This is a genomic window from Vibrio sp. MM46, from assembly GCF_027587135.1.
In the GTDB taxonomy this organism is placed as follows: domain Bacteria; phylum Pseudomonadota; class Gammaproteobacteria; order Enterobacterales; family Vibrionaceae; genus Vibrio; species Vibrio harveyi.
The window spans coordinates 121,521-145,967 of sequence record NZ_JAPPTO010000015.1 but is presented as its reverse complement, the minus strand read 5'-3'; the positions used below and the strand labels follow the sequence as shown (position 1 = coordinate 145,967).

The window sequence follows — 24,447 nt, the reverse complement described above, 5'->3', positions numbered from 1 at the left end:
TCAAATTCTAAATTGATTACGCGTAAGCGGCAGACCATTGCTCAAGGATTGATTGATAAGGTTTAATGAAATGCTCCTCAGCAAATTTCCCTTGTTCAATCGCAAGCTGGCTGCGCTCTTCGCGGTCATAAACGATTTGGGTTAACGAGTGATCGAGGTTCTTCAAGTTTGGCTGGTAACACTGCCCTGCTACCGCGTTCGCATTGTAAATCTCTGGTCGATAAATCTTTTGGAACGTCTCCATGGTACTGATGGTACTGATCAGCTCTAGGTTCGAATAGTCATTCAAAAGGTCACCGAAGAAGTAGAACGCCAACGGAGCGACACTGTTTGGCGGCATAAAGTAGCGCACTTGCAATCCCATCTTTTTGAAGTACTGCTCGGTTAGTGACGATTCATTTGGCTGGTATTCAAAGCCTAGAACCGGATGCTGGTTTTCCGTGCGGCGGTACACTTTATTGTCCGATACACTCAAGCAAATCACTGGCGGCTTCTGGAAATGTTGTTGGTACGATTCTGATTTCACAAAGGCTTTAAACAGCTTGCCATGCAGTTCACCAAAACCTGCTGGGATACTGAATTTCGGCTGGTCTTTATTGTGGTCCAACAGTAAAACACTAAAGTCATAGTCACGCACATAAGAAGAGAAGTTGTTGCCCACAATCCCCTCGATACGTTCGTTGGTTTTGCGGTCAACAATGTTGGTTTTAAGCACTTCGATGGAAGGGAATGCTTCACCACTGCCTTGGATATCCATATCAACCGAGATGATTTCTAATTCCACACAATAGCGCTCGCCAGTCGGGTTATCCCAATGTGCCAATGCATTAAAGCGGTTGTCGATCATTCGTAGTGCATTACGTAGGTTGTCTTGACGACTGCTTCCACGAGCCAAGTTTGCAAAGTTAGTGGTGATACGAGTGCTGTCTGACGGTTGGTAGTTCTCATCAAAACGAATGCTTTTGATAGCAAAGGTGAAATCGTTATTCATGGTGACTTGGTATCCTATTTCCTTAGATAAACGCTGACTGATTACTCGCTCTGTTCTTGGGGATGGTTTTGTTTTTTGATTATCCCAATCGTCAGTTTGTGCAGCGTTCTATCTTGAAGGATTCGGACCAAAAACAGCTGTACAGTGCCTGACACCAGAGCAGTCTGTTTTTTATACTTGCTTCATTGCGTGAAGAATATTGGTATTACTTCACGTTGAACATGAAAGAAATTCATGGCTTAGACAAAACCAGCCAACAAAGCGAATGAAAGTAATTATAAAAACTTACGTCCATACTTAATATCTTGCGATTCCCTCATCTTTATAATTCTTCTCATTCAAATAAGAACCATCAGAAAAATACAGAGAAGGAACACAATGGATATTTATCAAGAAAGTATCAGCTTTTTAGGTAACGGCGCGGATTTTGATGAAAACGGATTATTTCAGTGCGAGTTATCATCGGATACGAATAACCATGATGACGCACTTTTCTTAACCGTATTTAAGAACGAAGCCACCATTAACTTACACATGTCTCTCACCAGCCCTGTGGAGTTACCAACCCCTCTTCCAGAAAAGATTGCCATCGCGATTGGCGAACATGCACTTGAACCTTTCCGTGGTGGTTTTGGTATCGGTCTAATGCCTGATAGCCGAAGATTAACTATCTACAAGGTTATTTCTCTCTCAAACAAACCTCAAGATTATGTGCAGAACACTTTTCAGCAACTGTTAGAAAGAATGGAGCAATGGCACCATTTTATTGAGCAAGCGGATAACGCAGAGACAATCCCAGAAACACTTCCTGCTGGGATCTTTATTTAATCTCTACTGCTAATTCCCCTATTTAAAATACGAGTTTAATGTATGTCTACAATTCAAATTAATAGCCAGCATCGAGGTAATTTAGACCTCGCAGATATTCAAAATATCAAAACTAACGCCAAAGAAGGCGATACCGTTAAATTTGGTTCTGTATTTGGTAAAGAGTACAGCGTAACTAAAAATAGCGATGGTGACGTTACTCTAAAACAAAAAGAGAATCGCAGTTTTTTTAATCGTTTCTTTAGTAAAGCCGATTCTTCAAAAAACGGTGATTTAAAGCTGAATCAGATGAATCAGCAACTGCATAAAAAAGAAGGCAGCGGCAACGTTAAGGTCTTAACTTTGACCTATAACCAAGCAAACCAAAAGATGCCGGAAGACACAAAGAACTACTTCCAGAACCTGATTCAAAAAGGCGACTATGATGTGGTCTTGTTTGCGGAACAAGAGTCTAAATTGCTTGCTAACGATCTTGAGCTTGATGGTATGAACCTTCTGAGTCAAAACAAAATGAAAGTTATGACGAAAGGTCTTGGTGAAGGTGTTAGCTATACTTCAATGTCTGTTTTTGCAAAAGACGGAGTTGATATTAATGTCAAAAAAGAGTCTGAATACCGTCACGGTATCGGTGGTCGAAACATGGAATTCTTCATGGGTATCACTGGTAACAAGGGTGGCGTAAAAACGGCTTTGGAGATCAATGGTCAAGCCTTAAACGTCATTTCTGCACACTTGGACTCTAACAAAGAAGTCAAACGTGAATTCGAAGGTAACAAGTTGATGGAGGGGATCAAACCGAACGAAGAGGTTCTGATCACTGGTGACCTAAATGAGCGTGAAAAGCGTATCGCTGAAGGTTCTGACGTAATGTACGATCCTGTCGCACACGATGATACGCACCTTGCCAAGCACGGTTTTAAGTTCAAACCACTTAATAGCCACACCTACATGCAACTTGATAAGCACACTGGCAACATTAAACAGAAAGAAGGTCGCGACCGTCCTGACTTCGGTGAGCTCGATAATACCGGCTTAACCAACAAAACAGGCAACTTACAAAACCATAAAACCAGTGTTATCACTGAAGGTTTTGAGAATATCAGCGACCATAAGCCAGTACAGTCTACTTTTGAAGTAAGAGGCTTTTCTCAAAAGCTGATTGAAAACGCACAAACACATACAGCAGCAGACTTCAAAAATGAAGCAGCGTACTTAAAGCCTGGTACTGATCCGGCAAAAGCGACGTTTGAAGATGTGACCTCAGCGAACCAAGCTCGTCTTGGTTTAGAAAACTTGAGTAGTGATGAACAAGCGTTTGTAAAAGAGAACTTCGCTAGCTTTATCATCGGCAAAGATGCCATCTTTAGCCAGCTAACAAGTGGCTTTATGGAAGAGATGGGTCAGCTTCACACAGCTAACCTGACCACAGGTCAACTACAGACTCAACAAATTGCATTGAGCGAGAAATACGAACAGCTAAGTGACAAAGTAAACGCTCAGTTTAACCAGCAGTTCGTTGCTAACCTTTAAGACAGACGCAACCAGAGTACCTATTTGTGAATCTATCTAGCTGAATAGGAATGATGAATACAAAAGGTGATCGTAAGGTCACCTTTTTGCGTTTTAGGACATAGCCAATCCCGCCTCCCACTTCCCCGCAAGACCGATTAACTGCGGCTTTCTACGGTTGAACCGGATCGAGCAATAGTGATTCACGAATCTGCTTTTCTTTGAAACTCGATAAGATAAACATCATCAGATAACCAAGACACAAAGCGACAATGATGGCGACGACATTGTGGGTAAATGCGGATATCACGTAGAACATAACAACTAAGGTCACGATACCTGACAAGCGAATAAACAAGCTGGTTTTGAAATAACCATTCGCTTTGATATACGCAAGTTGATAAGCGTTGAGCATCATGAAAATAAAGAAGATAGAAAAATGAAACAGCACTGGTACTGCACCCATATATTCCGGTGGGAAAAGCCCAGCGACAATGTTTGAACCAAACAGCAGCATCGTCGTGAAGAAAACAGCGCTGACAATAAACGACAGTTTAAACACCCAACCTCGTATCAACTGAATCTCTTTGTATTCCCCGTTACGGATTTTGACCGACAGCTCTGGCAATACGAACCGGTAGATAGGGAAAACAAACAACATGGTCATATACGTAAATACTGGGCGAACTACCACCTGAAAGTCCCCCAGCTCATCGACACTAAAGTAACGAATCGTCAGTAACACCGCGATGTAGATCATCAGAATGCTGGCACCCGCCTCAAGCGTAGCTGTAAAACTCTTCTTCACATAACCAAACATGTCCGGATCTAAACGTACCGGTTTAATTGGGAGAGTAGAAATCACTTTGCGGCGGCTGATGTACATGTACAAAGCGGTAATGAGTGAAGAAATGGTCAACCCATAAAACAATGCCGTTAGTGCGCTGTATCCAGCAACATAATAGGCGAACAAAAACAGAAGAACATTGAGTGAAGGGTCAAGCCAAGTCGTACGGTTAGTAATATCGTACAGGCGGTACATCGCGACGAGGTTCGTAAAGTACAGTTTAAGTCCAAGACCAAAGATTATCCCGACTAACTGAAGATACTCCACTCCGATACTAAGGCTGTGTTTGATATAGGGAATCACACCTCCCCAAGTAATCAAAACAACCAAAATCAGAGTGAATCGAAAGATATTGATAATATCCGTGTCATTCTGAGTTTGAGAATAAGTAACGACCATAGAAGATCGAAACCCAGTCATTAGAATCATAGAAAGCGAGATGATATCAACCACACTGTGAAATAGGGCTAGGTCGGTTTTCGGCACCCAAGCAGCAAGCCAGATTTTGAATGTAAATCCGATGCCTATACTGACTAAGGTCGCCCATATTCCAGAAAGAAACGCATTCTTTACTTTGGTCACTGATTCTGACTGCATTCCAGATACTGATGTCCATTTAACTGAGATTTTTCATGTTATTGAAAGTAATTCTCATTTACAAGCAAGTTTTATATGACCAAACAAAGGTTGCAGAAATACAACCTACTTAACTTCTCAACCGTAGAAAGCCCTTCAAACAAAGGGCTGAACAGAAAACATTCGATCCATATTCCTAAACCAATCTCACCGAATCCTGCGCCTTGAGGTCACTTGGGTATATATCAATCACACATTACTGCGGATTCTTTCTTTGGCAAAGGTATAAGCGCATGCCAACTTGATTGATGTCCAGCCGTGAGATTGACCCCCACTGAATTTGACCCGTAATCTCACTTGATCCCCACCATGAGACCAAGACAAGGTGTTTTGAATTAAAGAAGGAGTGTCTCGATGCACCTGAACTTTGGTAATCGAAAAGTCATGTTCTAGCACTGCATACTTGTTGTCCGCATAATAGACCACAACCACCAGCGCACTACCCAACAACGCTTTAGTGCCTTTAATAAGCTTTTGTGGCTCACTTTCTACCGCGTTAGCGAGTTGTTTACCAATATTGCCCGAGAGGCATTCCAACGTCCTACTTCGTCCTGCATCATCATTAATGAACGTTTCTTTAAGCACCTCAAGCGTGCCATTGAGCTCTTCTTGTCTGAGGTCGAAATAAGTGTTCCCCAAAATTTGCCCAATACCCGGGTTTTTACAGTTAATGGTATTGGTCGCCTTAGCAATGGCCTTCAGAGAGATAGGTTCCGTTACGTACTTATCTCCTACTCGTAGCACTAACTCAATATCGGCAGTGTTTAGGCGGTTGTCCAAATACGCATCAGGCACTAGCTCGATAGAATCGATCTTAAAGTCACCATGCTTTTCTTTCAAAAACGCGCTTAAACCATCCACTGCACCAACAGAAGTCGCTCGTATCCCTTCGAACTCTGTAGCAGTAATATCCGGTGAATATTTCGCGAACATCTCAATAAACGCATGGTTATCAAGCTGGATGACATTTGGGTTTACCTTGAGAAGCTGAGCATAAAAAATAGCTTCGGAGCACTTGCCGATTGCGTTGGAATTCGCTTTCCCACCTTCAGGTTTATGTGTAACAGACAAAGCATCGTTAAACTGCTGCAAAGATCGCGCATTATCCTGAGCGATCTTATTCTCAGCTTTAGGTGTTGCGTAGCTGGTCGCTAGCTTGATCGCAGAGTCAGGACCACTTTCAAACTTAAATCGGATCAACAGCGTAATATTGTCGGCAGTAATGCCAACGGAATTCGAGCCAACCTTGGATATGCTGACGTTTTTTATCTCGTGAACATCAATTTTAAATTCTTCAACATCCTTTAGCCTTTCGCCATCATACTGAGTGATAACATTGAAGGAGTCAGTCATAAATAAGGAGTTAAATGCCTTTTCGATGGTTTCAGACGCTTGGTTATATTCATCCAGAAACAAGCCAAAGCATTTCTCTCTCAGCTCATAAAGAAGCTTACTGCGAAACTCTTCAAGTTCTTGTGTGAACTTAGGACAAGACTCTTTTAGTAAACGCTTCAATTCACGTTCTGTCGCCTCATTAGATACATCACCCACTATGCGATTGGCACTATCGAGTAAAAACTGACGGTAAACCTTAGCAAAGTAATCATTGAATTCACTCTGAAGGGAAGCTGATCCAAAGTATTTTGCAATAAAGCTTTTTGCTCCTAAATTCTTTGGCTGTATCACTCTTTTAGGTCTTATTTTGAACAGGTTGACACAAACAACGTCTCCATTAGCTAGATGCAAGGTCAGATCAGGCGCGACATTTGAGTTGCCAGCCTCAAATTTGTTCGTGACTTGAGAGATGTTACTTTGCTGCTCAATGATAAATCGCGCAGTCCCCGAAGCAATCCCATCTGCTTTCGGAAGCGTTTTCGCCTGTAAATAGTGCTGGATTTCAGAAGTAACCGCTTGAACGTGGAGATCTCCACTTTTTCTTGGCGTTGGATTTGGCATAAGTTTATCCGCTATGAAGGTCATATCACGCTAGCATGAAACGTAGATTCGACAATGGCACATTAGCGCAATCTCAGCAACTAGAAGAGTTTATCTAACAGATTGATAAGCTTATTTAAAAACCTAGCTCACGCTTTTTTTTCGCTCAATATTCAATAAAAAAGCGCATCTCAGACAAACATCCAAGTGCGCTTTCATCAACAACAGTTAAGTATCAACGCTTAAGCGAACGATAGACACCTAAGGACAATCTCTAATCCGGTTTGCGGTCTGAAATCACCTTACCATCTTTAATCGTAATGATGCGTTTAGTACGCTCTGCCAAAGCGTTGTCGTGTGTGACGATGATGAGGGTTCGACCTTCTGCATGAAGTTGGTTGAACAAGGCTTCAATCTCTGCACCTGATTTGGAATCCAAAGCACCAGTTGGTTCATCGGCAAGGATAATTTGCGGGTCATTAACCAAAGCTCGTGCAATCGCAACCCTTTGTTTTTGACCACCTGAAAGCTGGTTCGGCTTGTGATCGAGTCGATCCCCTAGTCCCACTTGTTCTAATAATTTTGCGGCACGTTGGCGACGCTCTTTAGCTTTGATACCCGAATACACAAGCGGTAATGCGACATTATCTAGAGCCGTTGCGTATTCAAGCAAATTAAAGCTCTGAAACACAAAACCAATCTTTTGATTGCGAATCCCTGCTAGAGCATTAGCAGTTAAGCTTGCAACATTTTGACCACCCAAAACGTATTCACCATCCGTCGGTTTGTCCAGGCAACCAAGCATATTCATCAGCGTCGATTTGCCAGAGCCAGATGGTCCAAGAATAGAAAGAAACTCTCCTTGGTTGATGGCTAAGTCAACGCCGTCTAGTGCACGTACTTCAACCTCACCACTCGCGTAGTACTTACAAATATTAGTCAGCTCGACAAGCGGCTTGTTCACCATGCTTTCTCCAGAATTATTATTATTCACTTTGTAGTGCCTCCAGCGGACTCACTTTGGCTGCCCGATTGGCAGGTAACCAAGCTGACGCGACGCCGATAAACACCAAGGTAGAGATCACTATCGCAACCACAGTCCACGAAAGTTCTGGAACCGGTTTACCGAGATCCTCATAGAAGACATTCCCTTCTAGATTGATGGCACTGATTGCGGAAATGAGACTGTAGGTAACACCGAGCCCCAACGCGCCTCCCATCATCATGGTCATTAACGATTGAACTAAGTAATGCAGACGGATCGCCGTTGGCGTTGCCCCTACCGCCATACGAACTCCAATATCTCGGGTAGAGCGTTTAACAGTCGCGTACATCACATTCGCGATCCCAACACCAGCCACAGCTAGCGTGACAAAACCAATAATGCCGAGAAAGCTTTGCAAACCTATCAGGAACTGCTGCATGCTCTTTTGTTGCATGAACATATCTTCCACTTGTACGACTTGTTCATCACTGACACTGGCTCCATGTTTACGCGCAATCACTTGGCGAATGGTTTCAGCCAACCTCTTGCGGTCGGTCTCCGATTTTGGCTCAACATTAATACCACCAATATCACCATTTGCATGAAAGCGTTGCCAAGTCGCAAGCGGAACAAAGCTCGAATAATTGATGTCATCGCCTTGCTCAACGCGTCCACTGTTTTTGGCAAGTACCCCGACCACGGTAAACTCTTCGCTACCAATTTTAACCTTTTTACCAACCGGATCGGCTTGCAAGGTAACAGCGGCAAACCAGTTAAAATCATCAACTGGGTTGAACAAATCCGCTGCTAATGAATAACCGAGCACAACCACTTTGCGCATCTGGTTTTGATCAAGAGGATTCAACCATCGCCCGCCGGGTAAAGGCTTCAGATTAGTCATTGATGCGTAATCCGTTGGAACCGCGAGCGGCTTTTGCCATGATCCTCGGTTTCCTGCTGTGATGTTTTCATTCCATTTCGCGCTGGGTGCTACACTGGCTACTTCAGGTAATGCCTTGATGACTTTAGCGTCATCTATCTTAAGCGTAAGAAATTTACCTTGATGAAAAGCGCCATGATCAACCGTCGCAATCCCCCCAGTCAGATAGATCAGATTACCATTGCCATTTTGCGCCGTTTTCAGCACGCCCTGTCGAATTCCCTCACCAACAGCCAGCATGGCAGCGATACAAAGCGTTGCCCATGCCACCGCCAAAATCGTTAAGCCTAAACGCAACTTTTCTGCTGACATCTCTTGGAAGATTTGTCTCATTGGTAACAGCATGATTATGCCCTCGCACTCAAAGCAATTACTGGTGTGAGACGAGAGGCTCGTCTTGCAGGAAAGTATGACGCCATCAGTGCCAAAATCAGCGTGACTAAGAGTGACCATACAATAGAGCCGAGTGTTATCACCGGTATACCAACCCATTCAGGAAGGGTGATTGAGCTAAGTAAGGTCACAATACTATAAGCAAACATCAGCCCAACTCCGGTTCCAACAGCAACAAGAATGAGCCCTTCTAAAATAAACTGATTCAGTATCGATTTTTGAGTAGCGCCTATCGCCAAGCGAACCCCAATCTCTCTTGTTCTCTCAGTCACCGACAGAAACATAATATTGGCAACACCAAGTGCACCAACAGCCATGGTCATAGCACCACTTGCGCCCAAGAACACCTGAATGCCACGGAAGATCCCCTTAATCAATGAGGCTCCTTCACTAAAATCTGGCATATCAATCGCATCTCTATCGTTAGGATCAAAATGAAGCAATTTCGCATAAAAGTCAGCAACGTTTTTCCTAAATGAATAGGCATCCATACCCGCGGCAGGCTTCATCAACAACATCCATGGCTTGGTGTTCCACAGATCTCGATAGGTCGTTTGAGGGATGAAGACGGTACGGTTATCACCAAAAGAAATACCAGAGTCCTCATTTTTGAGTACGCCAATCACCAGAAAAGGAATGCCATTAACTTTCACCGTATTACCAGTGGTAAGTGCACCCATCTTCGCGATTTGATCACCTAATACTGCGACGCGTGTGTGATTGTGGATATCACTCGGTGAGATATGGCGCGAGCCAGTTTCAAACTTGCTTTGCATTAGTGAAAAATACGTCGAATCTATGCCGCTCACATTACTCGATAAACGTTGTCCTTTTTCATTGGTAACGCTGCCATCCCACTTGGCATACACACTGGAAACATCCTCGACAAAACCCGCGCTCTTGATCATCTCAACTTGCTCTTGTGAAATACTGATTTGACGCCTAGCCGGTAAGCCTTGCCAAGCCTTACTTGTGCTTGAGGGAAATGCCACTTGGACGTTGTTCATCAAAAAAGAAAGCTGTTGAGTTTGATGACGATAGAAACCCTCTCCCAACGCAATCAACACCACCACTGAAATGACACCCCAAGCAATAGCAATGATCGCCAACGCACTTTTCATACGATGCGCCATCAAAGTTTGCCAGGTTTGCTGCAATAGATTGGTCATGAGTTAAAAGCTCGAGAAATCAACGCCATCGTGTCATCATCCAGCTTTCCTGCGGTTTGAAGCAAACCAATGCGCTGACGCCAATAGCTGTACAAGTTGGTTTTTAGGCTATTTTTGGCTTCAAACAAACTGTTGTGTGCACTGATCACCTCTGAGACTTCCAACAATCCTGCATCGTAAAGCTTCTCTTTACTGCGTAAGACTTTCTCGCGAGAAAGCACAAGCTCGTTTGCCATCAGCACTTGGTTCCAGTTGATCTCGACCTGAGTAAACTGCTGGATAACGCGCTTATGAATATCGATTTCAACTTTACGTAAATCTTGTTTCGCACTGAGGATATTAAGTGACGCTTCATCAACTTTCGCACGCGTTGCACCGTTGAGGTCAATTGGCACGCTCAAGGTGATGCCAGCGTTGAACTCACCGTCTTTGCGTCGATCATCATCGTTGTAACCAATGTCACCTTTCAACGTGGGGTAGTAACCACCTTTCGCTGAATCTTTGGCAAACTCACTGGCTTTGACATTTTGCGCAGCGACTAATAGCTCAGGACTGCTGTCTTTTGCCAGTTTCAACCATTGCTCTTGGGAGTTCACCAACATTGGTGGCTGGATGAGCGAATCAGTACGAATTTGATCGACATTTTGTGGCGTTTGGTTGATTAAAGCTGCCAGTGTCGCTCTTTTCACTTCTAAGTCAGCTTGAGCACTTAAAATACCCGCTTGTTCAGAAACCTGTGTCGCACGAATCTCTTCTACATCAACCGATTTCACTTTACCTGCACGATACCGCTTCTCGATTATTTTCAGTAACTTATTGCCTTCTTCTAGCTTAGATTGCGCCAGTTGCAAATCGCCTTGCGCACTCGCAACATCCAGGTAAGACGATAGGAGCCTTTGCGCCAATTCGTTATGTGATTGAGTCAACTCCAACTGCGCTTTAAGGTAGTTTGCATTTGCTCGGTCTAAGTCTGACCACAAACTGCTGTCCCAAATGGTTTGAGAGAGTGATGCCCCGTAGCGGTTGATATTGTCTGCTGACTCACTCCAGTTTGAAGACGCCGTGGCAGTCAAACCGGGCAAAAGTGAACTGCGACTCGCGTCAACACCGACCTCGCCAAGTTGCACGCCAATCTTAGCTTTTTCATAATTTGGGTCGTTTTGTTTTGCCTGTTGCCACGCTTGCTCGATAGAAATCGCATAGCTAGGCAAACTTAACGTGGCAGCTAATATCGCGCAGCCTAATTTGGACAAAGTTAACTTAGCCATGAGCGGCTCCCATCATCATGCTGTTGTCGATGATTTCTTCATTCAGTTCGACACCATCAAGCACTTCCACATTAATTCCATCCGATAGTCCGAGTTTGACTGGTTGTGAGTGGAAACCTTGTTCAGAAGTGTCTGGGATCAAAACGCTTGGTGTGTCGCCATTAAACTGAAGCGCACGCTCTGGCAGTGTTAAAACATTTTCTGATTTCTTTAGCGTGATTTTTGCCGTCGACGAAAAACCCGAGCGCAAACGCACTTCTTTCGGAATACTTAGTTCGCCCACTTCAACGCCAAAGCCATTATCGAAACTTTTCGCGGATGCGTTTCCAGCAGGTGAGTTTAAGTTCTCAGACTGAATGGCCACTTTAGTCAGCACCCCAGAGATCTCAACATCTGGATAAGGAGCGACAGTGATCACAACTGGCATGCCCGGGGAAAGCTGAGCAGCATCATGTTCACTCACGCTGCCTTTGAAAATCAGGCTATTCATATCAGCCAGTGACATCATTGCCGTTGCTTCTTGGCTTGATTGTGTAGAAATAATCGGCTCACCGACTTCCACTTTACGGTTAAGAACAGTGCCATCAATCGGCGCATAAATGGTCGATGTCAAACGTGCATTCCCGATAGAGGCTTCGCCGCTACGAATCAACTCAAGGTTCTGACGTTTTTGCAATACATTCGCTTGAGCAGACTTAACCGCTGATCGCGCACTCACATACTCGTCATAGTTTTTAGGAATGATGTCCTGCTTGACCAAGCTCTCTAGGTTAGCAAGCTTTTGTTTGGCTGATTCAAGATCCGCTTCACTGCGCATCAAATCGGTAGACGCATCCGTCAGTGCTTGAGGTGTCGGGTTAGGACGCACCTTAATCAAGGGTTGCCCTTGTTTTACTTTTTCGCCGACGTTGACATAGATTTCACCAACGATACCGTCAATTTGTGACTTAATAGAAACCGAGTGCGCTGGAACAATATTACCAACAGCGACCGCTTGTTTTTCAATGGTTCCTTTTTCCACCGCTAGAGTTGGAAACGCTTCCGGCTGAGCCGAAGATTGCAGATAGTAATACGCACCGCCACCGAGCAGCGCAACGCTCACAGCAGAGACAAGCCAAGTTTTTGCCATCATTGATACCAGTTATTGTTGTGTAGTCTTGTGACCATCTCGTGAACACAAAGTTCTAGGATAATATCGGCTTTAATGTAGGATATTTGTCATATTTGGTATGGCTATGTAATCACTAAAAGACAATAGCCGGAGTGAATCGCTGAACTTGGCGTAAAATGATCATTGGTTAAATTTCAACACGGCGACCAGTTGGTAAATGCTCTAGGCGATCAACAAGCACTTCTTTCAGTAAATGATACGCCTTCATCCCCGTACAGTGACCCGTGTAAAACTTCTCAACAGGATATTCTGACAAGACTTTACCTAATGCTTTGATGTCGTCTTTAGTACCACCAATACTATTAAATACGGGCAAGCCCACGAGATGAAAGCCACCCACTACCGCTTCGATTTTGCAGTTTGGAAATGACTCAATGCTTTTTACTTCACTTCGAAAGCGCCAACACTGCTGTTTTGATCCTATTAAGACTTGACGGAAGATCAAAAAACACACTATCATTCGCAAAACTGACCAATTGGTCAGTCGGTATTTAGAGCGAGTACTATGGACAAAAGACAACAGATCATTGAAGTTGCAACGCAGTTATTTGCGGAGCATGGTTTTGAGAAAACGCCCGTCTCCACCATTTGTGAGAAGGCTGAAATTTCAAAAGGCTTGGTGTTTCACCACTTCAAAAATAAAAACGAACTGTTAAGAGAAGTTTTTGTTCATATCACTCAGATTATCGAAGAAACAGATAAGAGTGATGAACACGTATCAGAGAATGACGATCGCTTAAAAGCAATGATCCACTCGATCTTCGATGGTATGACCGTTCCTGAACACCGCAAGATTTATCAGTTCAATTTTAGTGTGATGGTTCACCCGACCACCAGAGCGATTGTTGTCGATCTGATAGACGAACGCTACCAAGGTTTACAGGTATCCACTGAAGAAGTTTTTCGCTCACTGGGGCACCCGAACCCTGGTGTCGTGACAAAAATGTTCATCGCGGAGATCGATGGTATTGCCATGAACTATTTACTCAATGAGGACTTCCCTATCGAAGAAATCAGGCAAGAGTTCATCAAAAAGTACTGCTAAACCAACCAAAAAATCATGCACATCTCGTTGCGTGATTTTTTTGATTAAACTAACTGACTGCACGGTCAGTCGGTTTAGTAAATTAAATATAAAAACTAAGGAGAAACCAATGAATACACCTTATCAAATTCAATACGAAGCGTTCGCGAAAGCCGGTGGGCTATATGATGAGAGACACGCCAAACTCTATGCAGAATTTGCCGACAATCTTATTGCAGATGGCAGCTTTTCAATCGTCTACGAAGGCGTAGCACACGCCTGCTATACCCCTATCGTGATTGACGCAGCACCACACCTAAAATGCTATGTACTTGCACCACTTGCGGTACTACCTGAGTTCCAAGGCAAAGGTTATGCGACAAGATTGATGGAAGAAGCAGAAAAGCAGTTAAACGCTGACGCTATCTTTGTAATGGGCGATCCGATGCATTATGCGAATCGTTACAACACGACTCACAGCGTATTACTACCTGTAACGTCCAATGCGCCTTTAGATTGCTGGTTTGCACGAGAGTTAACAGCAGGCGCGTTAACTGGGGTTGGTGAGTCCACTTCATCCATCAAGGGACCTTTTTCTGATCCATTGATGTGGAGTCATCCAGACGAACAAGTCGTCTAATATCAACATCAATCGGTTATGCCCAGAGCACATTGCTTTGGGCATGCGGTGTAACCCAATCTATCTTAATAGGAGCATTGCAAGTGCACCGACCAATACACCGAATACAAACATTCCTACACTAATTAATATAAGGTTAGGAGAATAGCTAAAAGATGAAGGTTCGTTACTCCCATAGTTATCAGGTTTAGCATTGACCAAAAGTGCCGTGTATTCGGTATCAAATGCAGCCGCCAGAGAACGCCCCGTCTCCAAAGAAGCACTTCCGTGAAGCTCAACACGTTGTATGGTGCGTAAACTTAACCCACAGATATCGGCGAGTTGTTGTTGGGTCCATGCTTTGTGCTGCCTTAAGTGGCGAATTTTTGAGGTATCTAATTGCATCCATTCACCCTTTCCCACCAAAAAACACAGCGATAGTGACAAAACCAACAAGCAAACCACATGCAAAAGCAACACCAATGCCTTTGAGAATTTGGAAATGAGTTAGCCCAAATTCATACTCATCGATACTTCGATAACCCTTTTTTAGGAAGACCGTTATCATCCACTTACCGTTTAGGCAAATTTGGACTTCTAATTTCTCTCCTTCAATCTCAATCATATGACTGGATTTAAAGTACCAATTGGACTTTTGGGATACGAGTTCACCATCGACGTAAACCCACTCTTTGCCACTTAACATTGAGATTTGGACAGTAATGTCATGTCCTTTCCATTCAAAGTAGCTGGTTAAAATTGTTTTCCCTGTTTGCATCACATATCCCTATTCATTCAATGATGTTCACATCGTGCCGCAAGATCGACACTATAAAAACGACGCACAGACGACAGTCGCCTTTTTGTCATGTGACACCATGGCGACAATGGTATGACAGTTCTTAATTTTCAATAAGTTAAGCAATCAACTTGAGGACAAACCCCTGCCGTCTCCGTGGTTCAATATCCACTATTGCGGGCATAGAGAAAACAACTCTTGTTCTTCAGTTTGATATTCAGCCGCCTCTTTAGCGATAGCGATATTTTGCTTACTCGCCTTAAACTCAGAACCAGTGCCGGGCCAAAAATACCCTTGGTCATCATGACAGAGCACAATAATCAATGCTGCAGCTCCTAAATTTGGCTCATCTCCCTTCGCTGCATACATTTTGAAAGATATGTGAGACGAAAAATTCCCTCGAATCTCTTCGAGTACGTCAGCTTGAATTTCGTAGTATGCATCAACACCTTGCTTTATTTCTTCAAAACTCGTGAGCCGTAAAACGGCGGAATACGGTGTTTGATTGATCGCAACTCTAAGTGGTTCTTTTGCCATAACTTCTACCGCGATAAAAGCAATAAACCATAGCGTCCACTTCATGCTTATCCCCTTTTAAACCGCATACTTAAACAGTCCTGCGGAAACATACTTAACGCCGGAAATACCGTGTATTCCTTCAGCACGTCTTGTTTATTTGATTGATTAACTTGGCTTTCGTAGCTCTAAGAGCAGGTAACGGCATACATAACCTGCACCTGATGTATAACCGACAAGATTTTCAAGCGATACGACTTTAAGCCCTGCGTTTTGGCTGAACTCGCGAACTTCGTTCTCGGTGTAAGCGGTGTGTACGACTGTGCCACTGTAGGTGTTTCTCGGCAGATCTTTTCCATCTGGGTCGTGACATTGGAAACTGATAAAGCAACGCCCATCAGCATTTAGCAGCTCAGCAATACATTGAAGTAGCGACTGGGGATCGACGAGAAATTCCGTGAATCCGAGAGCGGTAATGATGTCGAAGGTTTGATTGAAAAGTGGGGAAAAAGGTTGGTCAAGATCATGAACATTGACGCTTTGATATAAGTTGGTTTCGCGCGCTTTGTTCACCATATTGGAGGAGATGTCCAAGCCATGTAGAACGACATCAGGGTAATGAGATTTTATGACTTTCCCGATGCTGCCTGTGGCGCAAGCCAAATCAAGGGCTGAGCCTTGCTGTAGATTGAGTGTTTTTAGCTTCCCGTCGACCCAACGTGGACCAACATATTGGCTGTCTTCAATTAACTTTTGGTACCGCTCAGATACTTCATCATACATTTTGGCAACGTCCATGATTCCTCCTTGAATTCTTGAACGCTTGCCAATGTAGCACGCCCTACTCACCTATACACTTATGTCCTTGTAAAAGCGTGAAAAAAGTCGACGTGCTACGCATTGATTTAAGCCATCCAGATCCTCGCTAAAATACCTACTGGTGTGGTAACACCCGTTGTAATTGAGCTTATCTTCCCATCTTTTACAACATAGATAGTCGGAGTTACGCTAATGCTCCATTCTTGCATGATGGTGCTTTTGGGATCATTGACATTATCGAACTGGTAGTCTTTTGCCTGAATGAATTTTTGTACACGTTCTTCTGGACCAGAGGCACCAGAAACAGCAACGACTTCATAATAGTTGCTCAACCAACTCACGCTAGGGCTAACAAACTTACACGCAGGGCACCACGTTGCCCAAAAATACACGACAACAGGCTCGTCATGGCTTTTGGCAATCACATCGACGAACTCACCGTCCGCCATGATTGCACTAAGAGGCGGCGCATGCTCTTTGGGAATGTCTTTGGTGCGGTACCAATCCATCGCGACCGATATAACAGTCACCATGAGGATGATTTGTAGCGCTTGACCAAGCCAATATTTCAGCGACTTGCGCTTTTTTACGGTGTTCACTTAATCACACCTCCGCTTGCTTGCTCAATGGCTTTCACCACAACATCGTCAGTCAAAATCACTGGTAAAGGAATACCTTCTGGTGCAGCAGGACCATAAACTATGTTGAATGGCACACCAAAACGACCATGTGCTCTTAAGAAATCGGTAACTGAACTATTGGGATGCGTCCAGTCGCCTTTTAACGTCGCAACATTAGGGCTTTGCAGCAATGAGTAAACTGGATCTTGCCAGATCACACCGATCTTGTTGGCTTTACAAGTGACACACCAGTCAGCAGTCACATCCACAAATACTACGCGACCATTTTTCACGTGTTCCGCAATCGCTTCATTCGATAACTTTTCCCAAGCCAAGTCTTCAGGCAATGGGGTTGCCCAATGATTCGCTGTCATGCTGCCTAGCATCAGTCCACCAGCGATTAAGATGAGCGATGCCGTACCTGACACTGCCAGCGCTTTGTTACCGTAGACTCGCTTGACACGCGCCATAATAACGATAAATGCAACCAAGCCGATTAAGATGACCCAAAATACTGGTAAGTGATTCGCCATCAATGACAACAACCATGCACTGGTTGCCAGCATCATGATGCCGAATACGATTTTCACGACATTCATCCACTGCCCTGGCTTTGGTAACTTCAACGCGATACCCGGGAAGATAGCGACTAAGATCCAAGGCAGTGCCATGCCTAATGCCAGTGCGGTGAAAATAGCAAACAACGTTGCTACGTCCGCACCCAGTGCAAACGCAACGGCGGTACCTAAGAAAGGCGCAGAACAAGGCGTTGCAAGCAGAGTCGCGAACATTCCTTGCACGTAGTGTCCAAATAGCGAGTTATCGCCCTTCGACGCTAGCCAAGTATTCGTACCTGAAGACAGGCGAATTTCAAACAAACCAAGCATGTTGGCGCCAAATAATCCGGTCACCAGCAGCATTAAGCCTAAGAACCAAGGGCTTTGGAATTGCACACCCCAGCCGATAGCATTACCTGTCAGCTTCAACACTAAGATAAACCCAGCCAAAAGCCAGAACGAAGTCAGAATACCTAACGAAGAAGCGATGAATTGAGTGCGAATTTGGCGACGTTCAACACCTTGTGCAGCCACAATGCTGCTTAACTTCATACCTAGTACTGGTAGTACGCAAGGCATGATATTCAGAATCAAGCCGCCTAGTAGCGCAAACAAGAATATGTTCACCAGTGAAGTGGTTGGCAAAGCTTGCGTGATAACACCCGCTTTTGCTTGCGCGGTTTCTTGCGCCAGTAGGTTGTTATCTTTGATTGAGACGTAAAGCGATTGGTTATCCAGTTCTACGTCACCCAACCAAGTATTCACTAAATAGTTTGCGGTAAGCGTATTGCCCTCTTGATGCAGCCCTTCCAACTTGAAGCTGTAATCGCTCGTTGTTTCATCGACACCATCGACTAACACTTCTGGCTTCTGCCATCCTTGTGAGTTGGTCAGTTTGATTTGCAACTTAGATTGGCTCGCATCCCAGTTTGCTTGCGTAACTTCAACAAAAGGAGAAGGCTGAGGCACACTGCTCACTGCTTGCGCGTAAGTAAACATCACTCCTTCATCAACTTGTAAGTCGGAAGGTAGGAAAGACAGTTGAATGTGATAATCCGTCAGGACACAAATGGTCGTGCACGAAGACAGTGTCAGCGTCGCATCAATCGTCACTGGTTTATTCATGTCTTCGACGTGTAACGTCATTGGGAAAACGGTGTCACCTTTATAACCCAGCGTTTCAATACCAAGCAGTTCGTATTTCTGCGGGTACGGCCATTGCCAATCCACTTTGGTTAGGTTTTGTGATTTTTCCCAATCAATAGAAGGCGCGACACCACCTTCACCCGGTGAACGCCAGTAGGTTTTCCAATCGCCGGTGAGTTTGACATCAAGATAACCAGTAAGTGTGTTGGTATTGGTATCTTGTTGTCCGGTAAGAACAAAGCGCGTCTGTACAGGTGGATGTTGAGGGTTGGTCAGCCACCCGGTGTCTGTCGTCTGTGCTTGGGCAAATAACGAGAATAAGCTCAGTGCTAACGTCATGAAGATCATAACCGCAGCTTGAGTTGTTTTTTTAATGTGGTTCATAGTGATTCCTAGTTAAAAACAAGTGTAGAAAATACTGACGGAAAAATACTCGTCAGAAATCACTTGTTATTCACGGAATACACATAGGGTGAGATGGACCCGATACTTATGGATTATCGGTTCTGTCCATTGCCTTTGGTTAGCAAATGCGCAGCAGCGCCACACGGCTAATACGAAGAGACCAATAAACAGCACAACAACCATGGTTTCCAGTTGCTGTTGAGCAAATTGAATCAGTTTTTCAGATAACTCACATTTACCCGTATCGTGCCCATTGTCGGCTCTCTCAATCTTTGTGACATCATTAACTCGCCCCCCATCAACCAACACCGAGGTCGTGTTCGAGTCATATTGCATGGCGCAACTGAACATCAAGCCGGAGTTTTTCAACAGGCACACCACAATCACCCAGCCAATCAAAGCTAGGAGCCATTTCCCTTGATGTTGGGATGCAACAGATTGTGAAGTAGATGCAAGCATATTCGTTTTGATTGTCAATCGTTGGCGGGAATCATACGCAAGTTTATATAAACCTCAAGTGGTATGAATTTTCTGCGCCGCTCTCATTGGTAGCTAATTATGATAGTCTTATGACTACCATTTCCGTAAATAATTCAACATGCTCAATAAAGTTAATCTTGCTGATATTCGCTCCTTTGTTTTGATTGCTCAACTGGGCAACTTCACCAAAGCGGCAGAAGCCCTTTCAGTATCGCGTTCCCATGTATCTCGCCAAATCAGTGGGCTCGAAGCGCAAATGGGCGTGACTCTACTCACTCGAACTACGCGAACATTGCGTTTGACTCATGCCGGTGAACGTTTTTACCAAGAATGCGAAAAAGCACTGCATGATATCGACCAAGCATTAATTGCCGCTGTCGACGATACTCAAGAAGTTCGAGGGTTGATCCGAGTGAACTGCGTCGGCGGTTATATCGGCGAAGACATCGTCGCTAAATACGTCAATGAATTCATGTTGGAATACCCAGATGTATTTGTGGATTTGGACTTCTCTTCGCCTCGAATTGATTTGATCGAAGACCAGTTCGACGTTGCTATTCGTATGGGAGAACTGGAAGACGCTGGATTCGTTGCGCGTAAGTTGATGATGATCGACATGGTCACACTCGCGAGCCCACGTTACCTTAAAATACATGGCGAACCAGTCGCCCCCAAAGAGCTGGCGAAACACCGTACTCTCACAGGCTCAGTTACGCGTTGGAGCTACCGTAACGTTGCTACACCAACTGAACACAGTGACGTGATAGTGAAAGGTAACTTACGTTGTAAGAATGGTCGCGCTCTTGTGATGGGCGCACTCTACGGTAACGGCATTATTCGCGTACCCTTAAGTTACTGTGACAAAGAAGTAGAGCAAGGCAAGTTGGTCAAAGTGATGCCAGAATGGGAAATCCCATCGGTACCTCTGTCAGCGATTTTCCATCGTGACCGCTACCAGCCTAAACGTCTGCGAACCTTCATTGATTTCATCAAAGCCAAGTTTGAACAAGACGCGAAAGCTTAAAACGAACATTAGAGCGTCTCGTCGCTCCTCACCCTCTCTGGATAACGCAACAACCAGTATCTAAGGCTGGTTTTGCATTAAACAGGTAAGAAACGTGTAAACAATCCCGCAAAAACAAGCGCATAACGTGAAAAAGGGTTATTCTTAGTTATTAAAAGTACGAAATAATTAATGAATGAGCACCCAACCTAATTCACGTCAATTGATCTCCTGCGAAGAGTGCGGCTTGGTCGTTCGTATTCCTGATATCGAACAAGGTCAAAAAGCACAGTGTCCTCGCTGTGAGCATTCGCTAACTAAAATCAACGCGAAACCGTATCAAAGCGTTCTTGCTGTCTCGGTCGCTTGTTTGATCGTGCTAGTTTTGAGTGTCTCTTTCCCATTCATGTCGTTCAGCGTTCAAGGTTTATCTCAAGAAATCACTCTAATGCACGCAGCGAAGATGCTAGCGGAATTTCATAATGCGCTCCTTGGCGCTTTATTACTTGCGACCGTTGTCATCCTTCCCGCTATCTACGTCGGTTTGATTCTTTTCCTTCATCTTGAAGCCTTGAAGTCGCTCAAGCATCCATTGAGTAAAAAACAAATTCGCATGGCGAAGACTCTGTGTCGAATTCTGTTTAGAGTCGAACCTTGGTTGATGGTCGATGTCTTTTTAATTGGCGTATTAGTGAGCCTAATTAAGATTGCTTCGCTGGCTGAGATAGGCATGGGCAGTTCATTCTGGGCATTCTGTGTATACACAGTTTTGGTGGTGAAGTGTATTTCTATGGTAGATAAGAGCTGGCTATGGGGGCATTTCATCCCATCTATCGAACTACCAAATGTGAAAGAAGGTGATACGCACCATGACAATAATCACATTGGTTGCCACACGTGCCATCAGCTTAACCCTATCGAAGATACTAAACATCAAAAGTGCCTTCGTTGCCATAGCCCAGTTCATAAATACAATCCTGCGAATAACTTACAGAAAGCATGGGCACTGTTGTTTGCCTCTATTATCTTTTACATTCCAGCCAACCTTTATCCAATGATGTATACCGTTAGCCTTGGTCATTCCGAAGGTTCAACCATCATGGAGGGTGTGGTGCTGCTGTGGCAACTAGGCTCCTACCCAATCGCTGCCGTTATTTTCTTTGCTAGTGTCTTCATTCCTATGGCAAAAATGCTCGCCTTAGCATGGCTTTATTACAACGCGCAGAAAGCTCAATACTTGCCACCAGAGGAAAGTATCTCGCGTTTAAAAGTGTACCGAATGACCGAGTTTATTGGGCGCTGGTCAATGATTGATATTTTTGTGGTCGCGATTTTGGTTGCGTTAGTACAACTGCAAAACCTAATGGCGATCTACCCTGGTCCTGCTGCCCTTTCATTTGCGGCAGTGGTCATTTTCACCATGCTCTCTGCCATGATTTTTGACTCGCGTTTGTTATGGCAATTACCACAAAACGAAGCGCAGAAGCCAATGACGAATAACTTAACTGAGAAAGCTAAATATGAGTGATGAGAACAAAGCAACCGCTCAAATAAAACCGCAAAAGCAGGTCTCCGCAATTTGGATCATCCCGATCCTTGCACTGGCGATGGGAGCGTGGATGTTGTTTCAATACATCAACAGTACTGGTCCCGAGATCACTCTGAAGCTACCAACAGCAGAAGGCATTGAAGTTGGCAAGACCGAAATCAAGGCACTCAATGTAAAAGTGGGAGTGATCACAGATGTTAAGCTCAGCAAAGATTACGACCACATTATTGCCACGGCACAAATGAACAAAGATGCCGATCGTATGCTGCGTGAGGATTCGATGTTTTGGGTCGTCAAACCGCGTATTGGTCGGGAGGGAGTTTCTGGTTTAGAAACGCTACTTTCCGGTGCTTATATCCAGCTGCAACCAGGCAACTCCAAAGTTGAAAAGGAACACTTTAATGTACTTGACGTTCCACCCGTTGCCTCCCCTGATGCAGAGGGTCTACGCATTGTCTTGACCCACCGCGAAGCAGGCAAACTCGGCGTTGGCGATCCGGTGATTTACAAAGGCTTCACCGTTGGGCGTGTAGAAACCACTAGCTTTGACGTGGATACTCGCCGAGCGCTGTACCAACTGTTTATCTTCAAACCATACGACAGCCTTGTGCGCACGAAGACTCATTTTTGGCTAAGTTCAGGTGTTGACTTACAACTGAACGCCGAAGGTTTTGAGGTGAAGTTTGGCTCTCTTGAAAGCTTAATCACTGGAGGGGTTGTCTTTGATACCTTACCTGGCTTAGGAGCGGGAGATGAAGTCAAAGAGGATATGACGCACTTCCGTTTATTCGATGACGTTAAGCAAGTGCGTGAAGGCATGTACGACGACTACATCCAGTTTGTCATGATGTTTGAAGAATCAGTACGTGGTCTTAAACGTAAAGCACCCGTGGAATATCGCGGTCTACGTATCGGTACTGTAATGAAAGTGCCAATGCGTATGCCAACGCCAGACGAAGATTTCTCTGCGAAAAAAATTCCTGTCTTAGTTCGTATTGAACTTGGACGCGTGTACAACGACTTGCCTGCCGACAAGCTACCTCTTTTCAAACAGAAACTGAAAGAAGAGTTTGCTAAAGGGCTTCGTGGAACACTAAAAACCGGCAACCTGCTGACTGGCGCATTGTACATTGATACCGATTTTTATCCTGATGAAGACCCATACGTCCCAAGCGAGTTTGAAGGCTTAGACGTCTTCCCGACCAAACAAGGTGGGTTCGCTCAAGTACAACGCCAAGTAAATGACTTCCTGACAAAAATTAATAGCTTACCGATGGAAGAGACGCTTCAATCATTAAATAAAACCCTGAAAACATCAGAGCGCACTCTCGCTTCTGCTGAGCGCGTTGCAAGCAGTGTCGACAAATTGCTTAACCAAGACGATACCAAAGCCATTCCACAAGACATTCGCAAGAGCTTAGAACAGTTGCAGAAAACCTTGGATGGTTATGGTCCGAATTCCACTATGTATAGTGAGATGGAGTCCACATTGAAAGAGTTGGAGCAGGTAATGACGGAGTTCAAGCCCGTTCTTAAGCAACTAAATGAAAAACCAAACTCATTGGTCTTTGGTGAAGACGAAGTGAATGATCCAATTCCTGTTAGAGGGCAAAAATAATGAAACGCGGACTTTTATTGATTTCTGCCCTATTGGCAGGTTGTAGCAGTGCACCAGAAAACACCGGGGCATTGTATGTATTGCCTGAAGCAAGCTCAGCGAAAATCAGCGACACCATGATTGCACAACGTCCACAGCTTGTTGTTCGTCCAGCTCAACTAGCAAGCTATCTTGCTGACAGTGGCATTGTGTACCGAACATCTGAGACTAAAATCATTCAAGCAAAACACAACCAGTGGGCGCACAGTATCTCTGAGCAAATTACTCAACGCATGATTGATGATCTACGTGCTAAGCAAAGCCAATACTGGCCGGTAGAAGTGAACAACTTACTCGACCAAAGTGACCAAAGTAAACTTCAGTTATCGCTGAGTAAGTTTAATGGTAGCTATGAAGGAAACGCAGAAATTGAAGGCGAATGGCTTATCATTGATGCGAATGGCAAAGTGAAAAACAGTGCACCTGTAACAATCAAACTGCCTTTACAAGACGAAGGTTATGATGCGCTTGTTGACGCGCTTTCCGCTGGGTTGAATAACCTTACTGATCAAATCGCTGCTCAACTATAAAACTCTCTCGCCCACTCCAATTGAGGAGTGGGCGTTTTCTTCCTCAAATTT

The 24,447-nt window shown here is 44.4% G+C and carries 23 protein-coding genes and 1 pseudogene; 8 read left to right on the top strand and 16 right to left on the bottom strand.

All coding sequences use genetic code 11. The annotated features are described in order from the left end of the window. Positions 1-16 precede the first annotated feature (16 nt). A complete protein-coding gene (locus tag OH459_RS17635; RefSeq protein ID WP_074050665.1) occupies positions 17-991 on the bottom strand; it encodes a DUF1852 domain-containing protein in 975 nt (324 codons plus the stop codon). Between the two features lie 378 nt (positions 992-1,369). Here OH459_RS17635 and ati1 point away from each other — a divergent pair, with 378 nt between their 5' ends. Both ati1 and ati2 read left to right on the top strand, forming a co-directional pair. Beyond that, positions 1,370-1,819: an Ati1 family type III secretion system chaperone gene (ati1, locus tag OH459_RS17630; protein ID WP_005444944.1), complete on the top strand. Its 450-nt coding sequence runs from the start codon at positions 1,370-1,372 to the stop codon at positions 1,817-1,819. A gap of 42 nt (positions 1,820-1,861) precedes the next feature. After that, complete coding sequence (ati2, locus tag OH459_RS17625; RefSeq protein ID WP_269987822.1) at positions 1,862-3,349, top strand: T3SS effector inositol phosphatase Ati2; 1,488 nt, start codon at positions 1,862-1,864, stop codon at positions 3,347-3,349. 151 nt (positions 3,350-3,500) lie between these two features. Here the strand turns inward: ati2 and OH459_RS17620 are convergent, their stop codons facing one another. The 8 genes and pseudogenes from OH459_RS17620 to OH459_RS17585 all read right to left on the bottom strand — a co-directional run. After that, a complete protein-coding gene (locus OH459_RS17620) occupies positions 3,501-4,772 on the bottom strand; it encodes a hypothetical protein (protein WP_061065229.1) in 1,272 nt (423 codons plus the stop codon). A gap of 228 nt (positions 4,773-5,000) precedes the next feature. Beyond that, positions 5,001-6,767 carry a hypothetical protein gene (locus OH459_RS17615; protein ID WP_045489706.1) on the bottom strand — a complete coding sequence of 589 codons (1,767 nt, stop codon included), beginning with the start codon at positions 6,765-6,767 and terminating at the stop codon, positions 5,001-5,003. A gap of 253 nt (positions 6,768-7,020) precedes the next feature. Then, positions 7,021-7,713 (bottom strand): ABC transporter ATP-binding protein, encoded by a 693-nt coding sequence (locus OH459_RS17610; protein WP_045489523.1) that lies wholly within the window; start codon positions 7,711-7,713, stop codon positions 7,021-7,023. A gap of 19 nt (positions 7,714-7,732) precedes the next feature. After that, a complete protein-coding gene (locus OH459_RS17605; protein WP_009698446.1) occupies positions 7,733-9,016 on the bottom strand; it encodes an ABC transporter permease in 1,284 nt (427 codons plus the stop codon). A gap of 2 nt (positions 9,017-9,018) precedes the next feature. Beyond that, positions 9,019-10,233, bottom strand: a complete 1,215-nt coding sequence (locus OH459_RS17600) for an ABC transporter permease (RefSeq protein ID WP_009698447.1) — start codon at positions 10,231-10,233, stop codon at positions 9,019-9,021. Beyond that, positions 10,230-11,501, bottom strand: coding sequence for a TolC family protein (locus OH459_RS17595; protein ID WP_005444929.1), 1,272 nt, complete (start codon positions 11,499-11,501; stop codon positions 10,230-10,232). Before OH459_RS17595 ends, OH459_RS17600 begins: the two co-directional genes overlap by 4 nt. Continuing rightward, on the bottom strand, positions 11,494-12,630 hold the full coding sequence (locus OH459_RS17590) for an efflux RND transporter periplasmic adaptor subunit (RefSeq protein ID WP_005444921.1): 1,137 nt from the start codon (positions 12,628-12,630) through the stop codon (positions 11,494-11,496). The genes OH459_RS17595 and OH459_RS17590 overlap by 8 nt, the downstream gene beginning before the upstream one ends. Before the next feature lie 169 nt (positions 12,631-12,799). Next, positions 12,800-13,051: pseudogene (locus OH459_RS17585) on the bottom strand (hypothetical protein); the annotation flags it as partial. A 126-nt stretch (positions 13,052-13,177) separates the two neighbouring features. On the opposite strand from OH459_RS17585, the gene OH459_RS17580 reads away from it, so the two are divergent. Next, a complete protein-coding gene (locus OH459_RS17580; protein WP_269987821.1) occupies positions 13,178-13,717 on the top strand; it encodes a TetR/AcrR family transcriptional regulator in 540 nt (179 codons plus the stop codon). A gap of 109 nt (positions 13,718-13,826) precedes the next feature. Beyond that, on the top strand, positions 13,827-14,336 hold the full coding sequence (locus tag OH459_RS17575; protein ID WP_269987820.1) for a GNAT family N-acetyltransferase: 510 nt from the start codon (positions 13,827-13,829) through the stop codon (positions 14,334-14,336). A gap of 60 nt (positions 14,337-14,396) precedes the next feature. Here the strand turns inward: OH459_RS17575 and OH459_RS17570 are convergent, their stop codons facing one another. From OH459_RS17570 to OH459_RS17540, 7 genes are all read right to left on the bottom strand, one after another. Further along, positions 14,397-14,720 carry a helix-turn-helix domain-containing protein gene (locus tag OH459_RS17570; protein ID WP_005444913.1) on the bottom strand — a complete coding sequence of 108 codons (324 nt, stop codon included), beginning with the start codon at positions 14,718-14,720 and terminating at the stop codon, positions 14,397-14,399. Positions 14,721-14,724: 4 nt separating this feature from the next. After that, positions 14,725-15,093: a hypothetical protein gene (locus OH459_RS17565; RefSeq protein WP_005444911.1), complete on the bottom strand. Its 369-nt coding sequence runs from the start codon at positions 15,091-15,093 to the stop codon at positions 14,725-14,727. Between the two features lie 192 nt (positions 15,094-15,285). Continuing rightward, positions 15,286-15,696 carry a hypothetical protein gene (locus tag OH459_RS17560; protein ID WP_269987819.1) on the bottom strand — a complete coding sequence of 137 codons (411 nt, stop codon included), beginning with the start codon at positions 15,694-15,696 and terminating at the stop codon, positions 15,286-15,288. 102 nt (positions 15,697-15,798) lie between these two features. After that, entirely contained in the window at positions 15,799-16,428 is a 630-nt protein-coding gene (locus OH459_RS17555) for a class I SAM-dependent DNA methyltransferase (RefSeq protein WP_110414843.1), read from the bottom strand. A gap of 107 nt (positions 16,429-16,535) precedes the next feature. Next, positions 16,536-17,048, bottom strand: coding sequence for a protein disulfide oxidoreductase (locus tag OH459_RS17550; RefSeq protein ID WP_005444895.1), 513 nt, complete (start codon positions 17,046-17,048; stop codon positions 16,536-16,538). Further along, positions 17,045-19,156 carry a protein-disulfide reductase DsbD family protein gene (locus OH459_RS17545; protein WP_154203507.1) on the bottom strand — a complete coding sequence of 704 codons (2,112 nt, stop codon included), beginning with the start codon at positions 19,154-19,156 and terminating at the stop codon, positions 17,045-17,047. Before OH459_RS17545 ends, OH459_RS17550 begins: the two co-directional genes overlap by 4 nt. Positions 19,157-19,222: 66 nt before the next feature. Next, complete coding sequence (locus OH459_RS17540) at positions 19,223-19,636, bottom strand: hypothetical protein (protein ID WP_269987818.1); 414 nt, start codon at positions 19,634-19,636, stop codon at positions 19,223-19,225. A 139-nt stretch (positions 19,637-19,775) separates the two neighbouring features. Between OH459_RS17540 and OH459_RS17535 the strand changes: the two genes are divergently transcribed. The 4 genes from OH459_RS17535 (at position 19,776) to OH459_RS17520 (ending at position 24,396) form a co-directional block, all read left to right on the top strand. Further along, positions 19,776-20,681, top strand: a complete 906-nt coding sequence (locus OH459_RS17535; protein WP_005444884.1) for a LysR family transcriptional regulator — start codon at positions 19,776-19,778, stop codon at positions 20,679-20,681. A 175-nt stretch (positions 20,682-20,856) separates the two neighbouring features. Further along, positions 20,857-22,188 (top strand): paraquat-inducible protein A, encoded by a 1,332-nt coding sequence (locus OH459_RS17530; protein WP_154203504.1) that lies wholly within the window; start codon positions 20,857-20,859, stop codon positions 22,186-22,188. After that, positions 22,181-23,827 (top strand): intermembrane transport protein PqiB, encoded by a 1,647-nt coding sequence (gene pqiB / locus OH459_RS17525; protein ID WP_009702050.1) that lies wholly within the window; start codon positions 22,181-22,183, stop codon positions 23,825-23,827. The genes OH459_RS17530 and pqiB overlap by 8 nt, the downstream gene beginning before the upstream one ends. Then, positions 23,827-24,396 carry a PqiC family protein gene (locus OH459_RS17520; RefSeq protein WP_005444878.1) on the top strand — a complete coding sequence of 190 codons (570 nt, stop codon included), beginning with the start codon at positions 23,827-23,829 and terminating at the stop codon, positions 24,394-24,396. Before pqiB ends, OH459_RS17520 begins: the two co-directional genes overlap by 1 nt. Positions 24,397-24,447 lie beyond the last annotated feature (51 nt).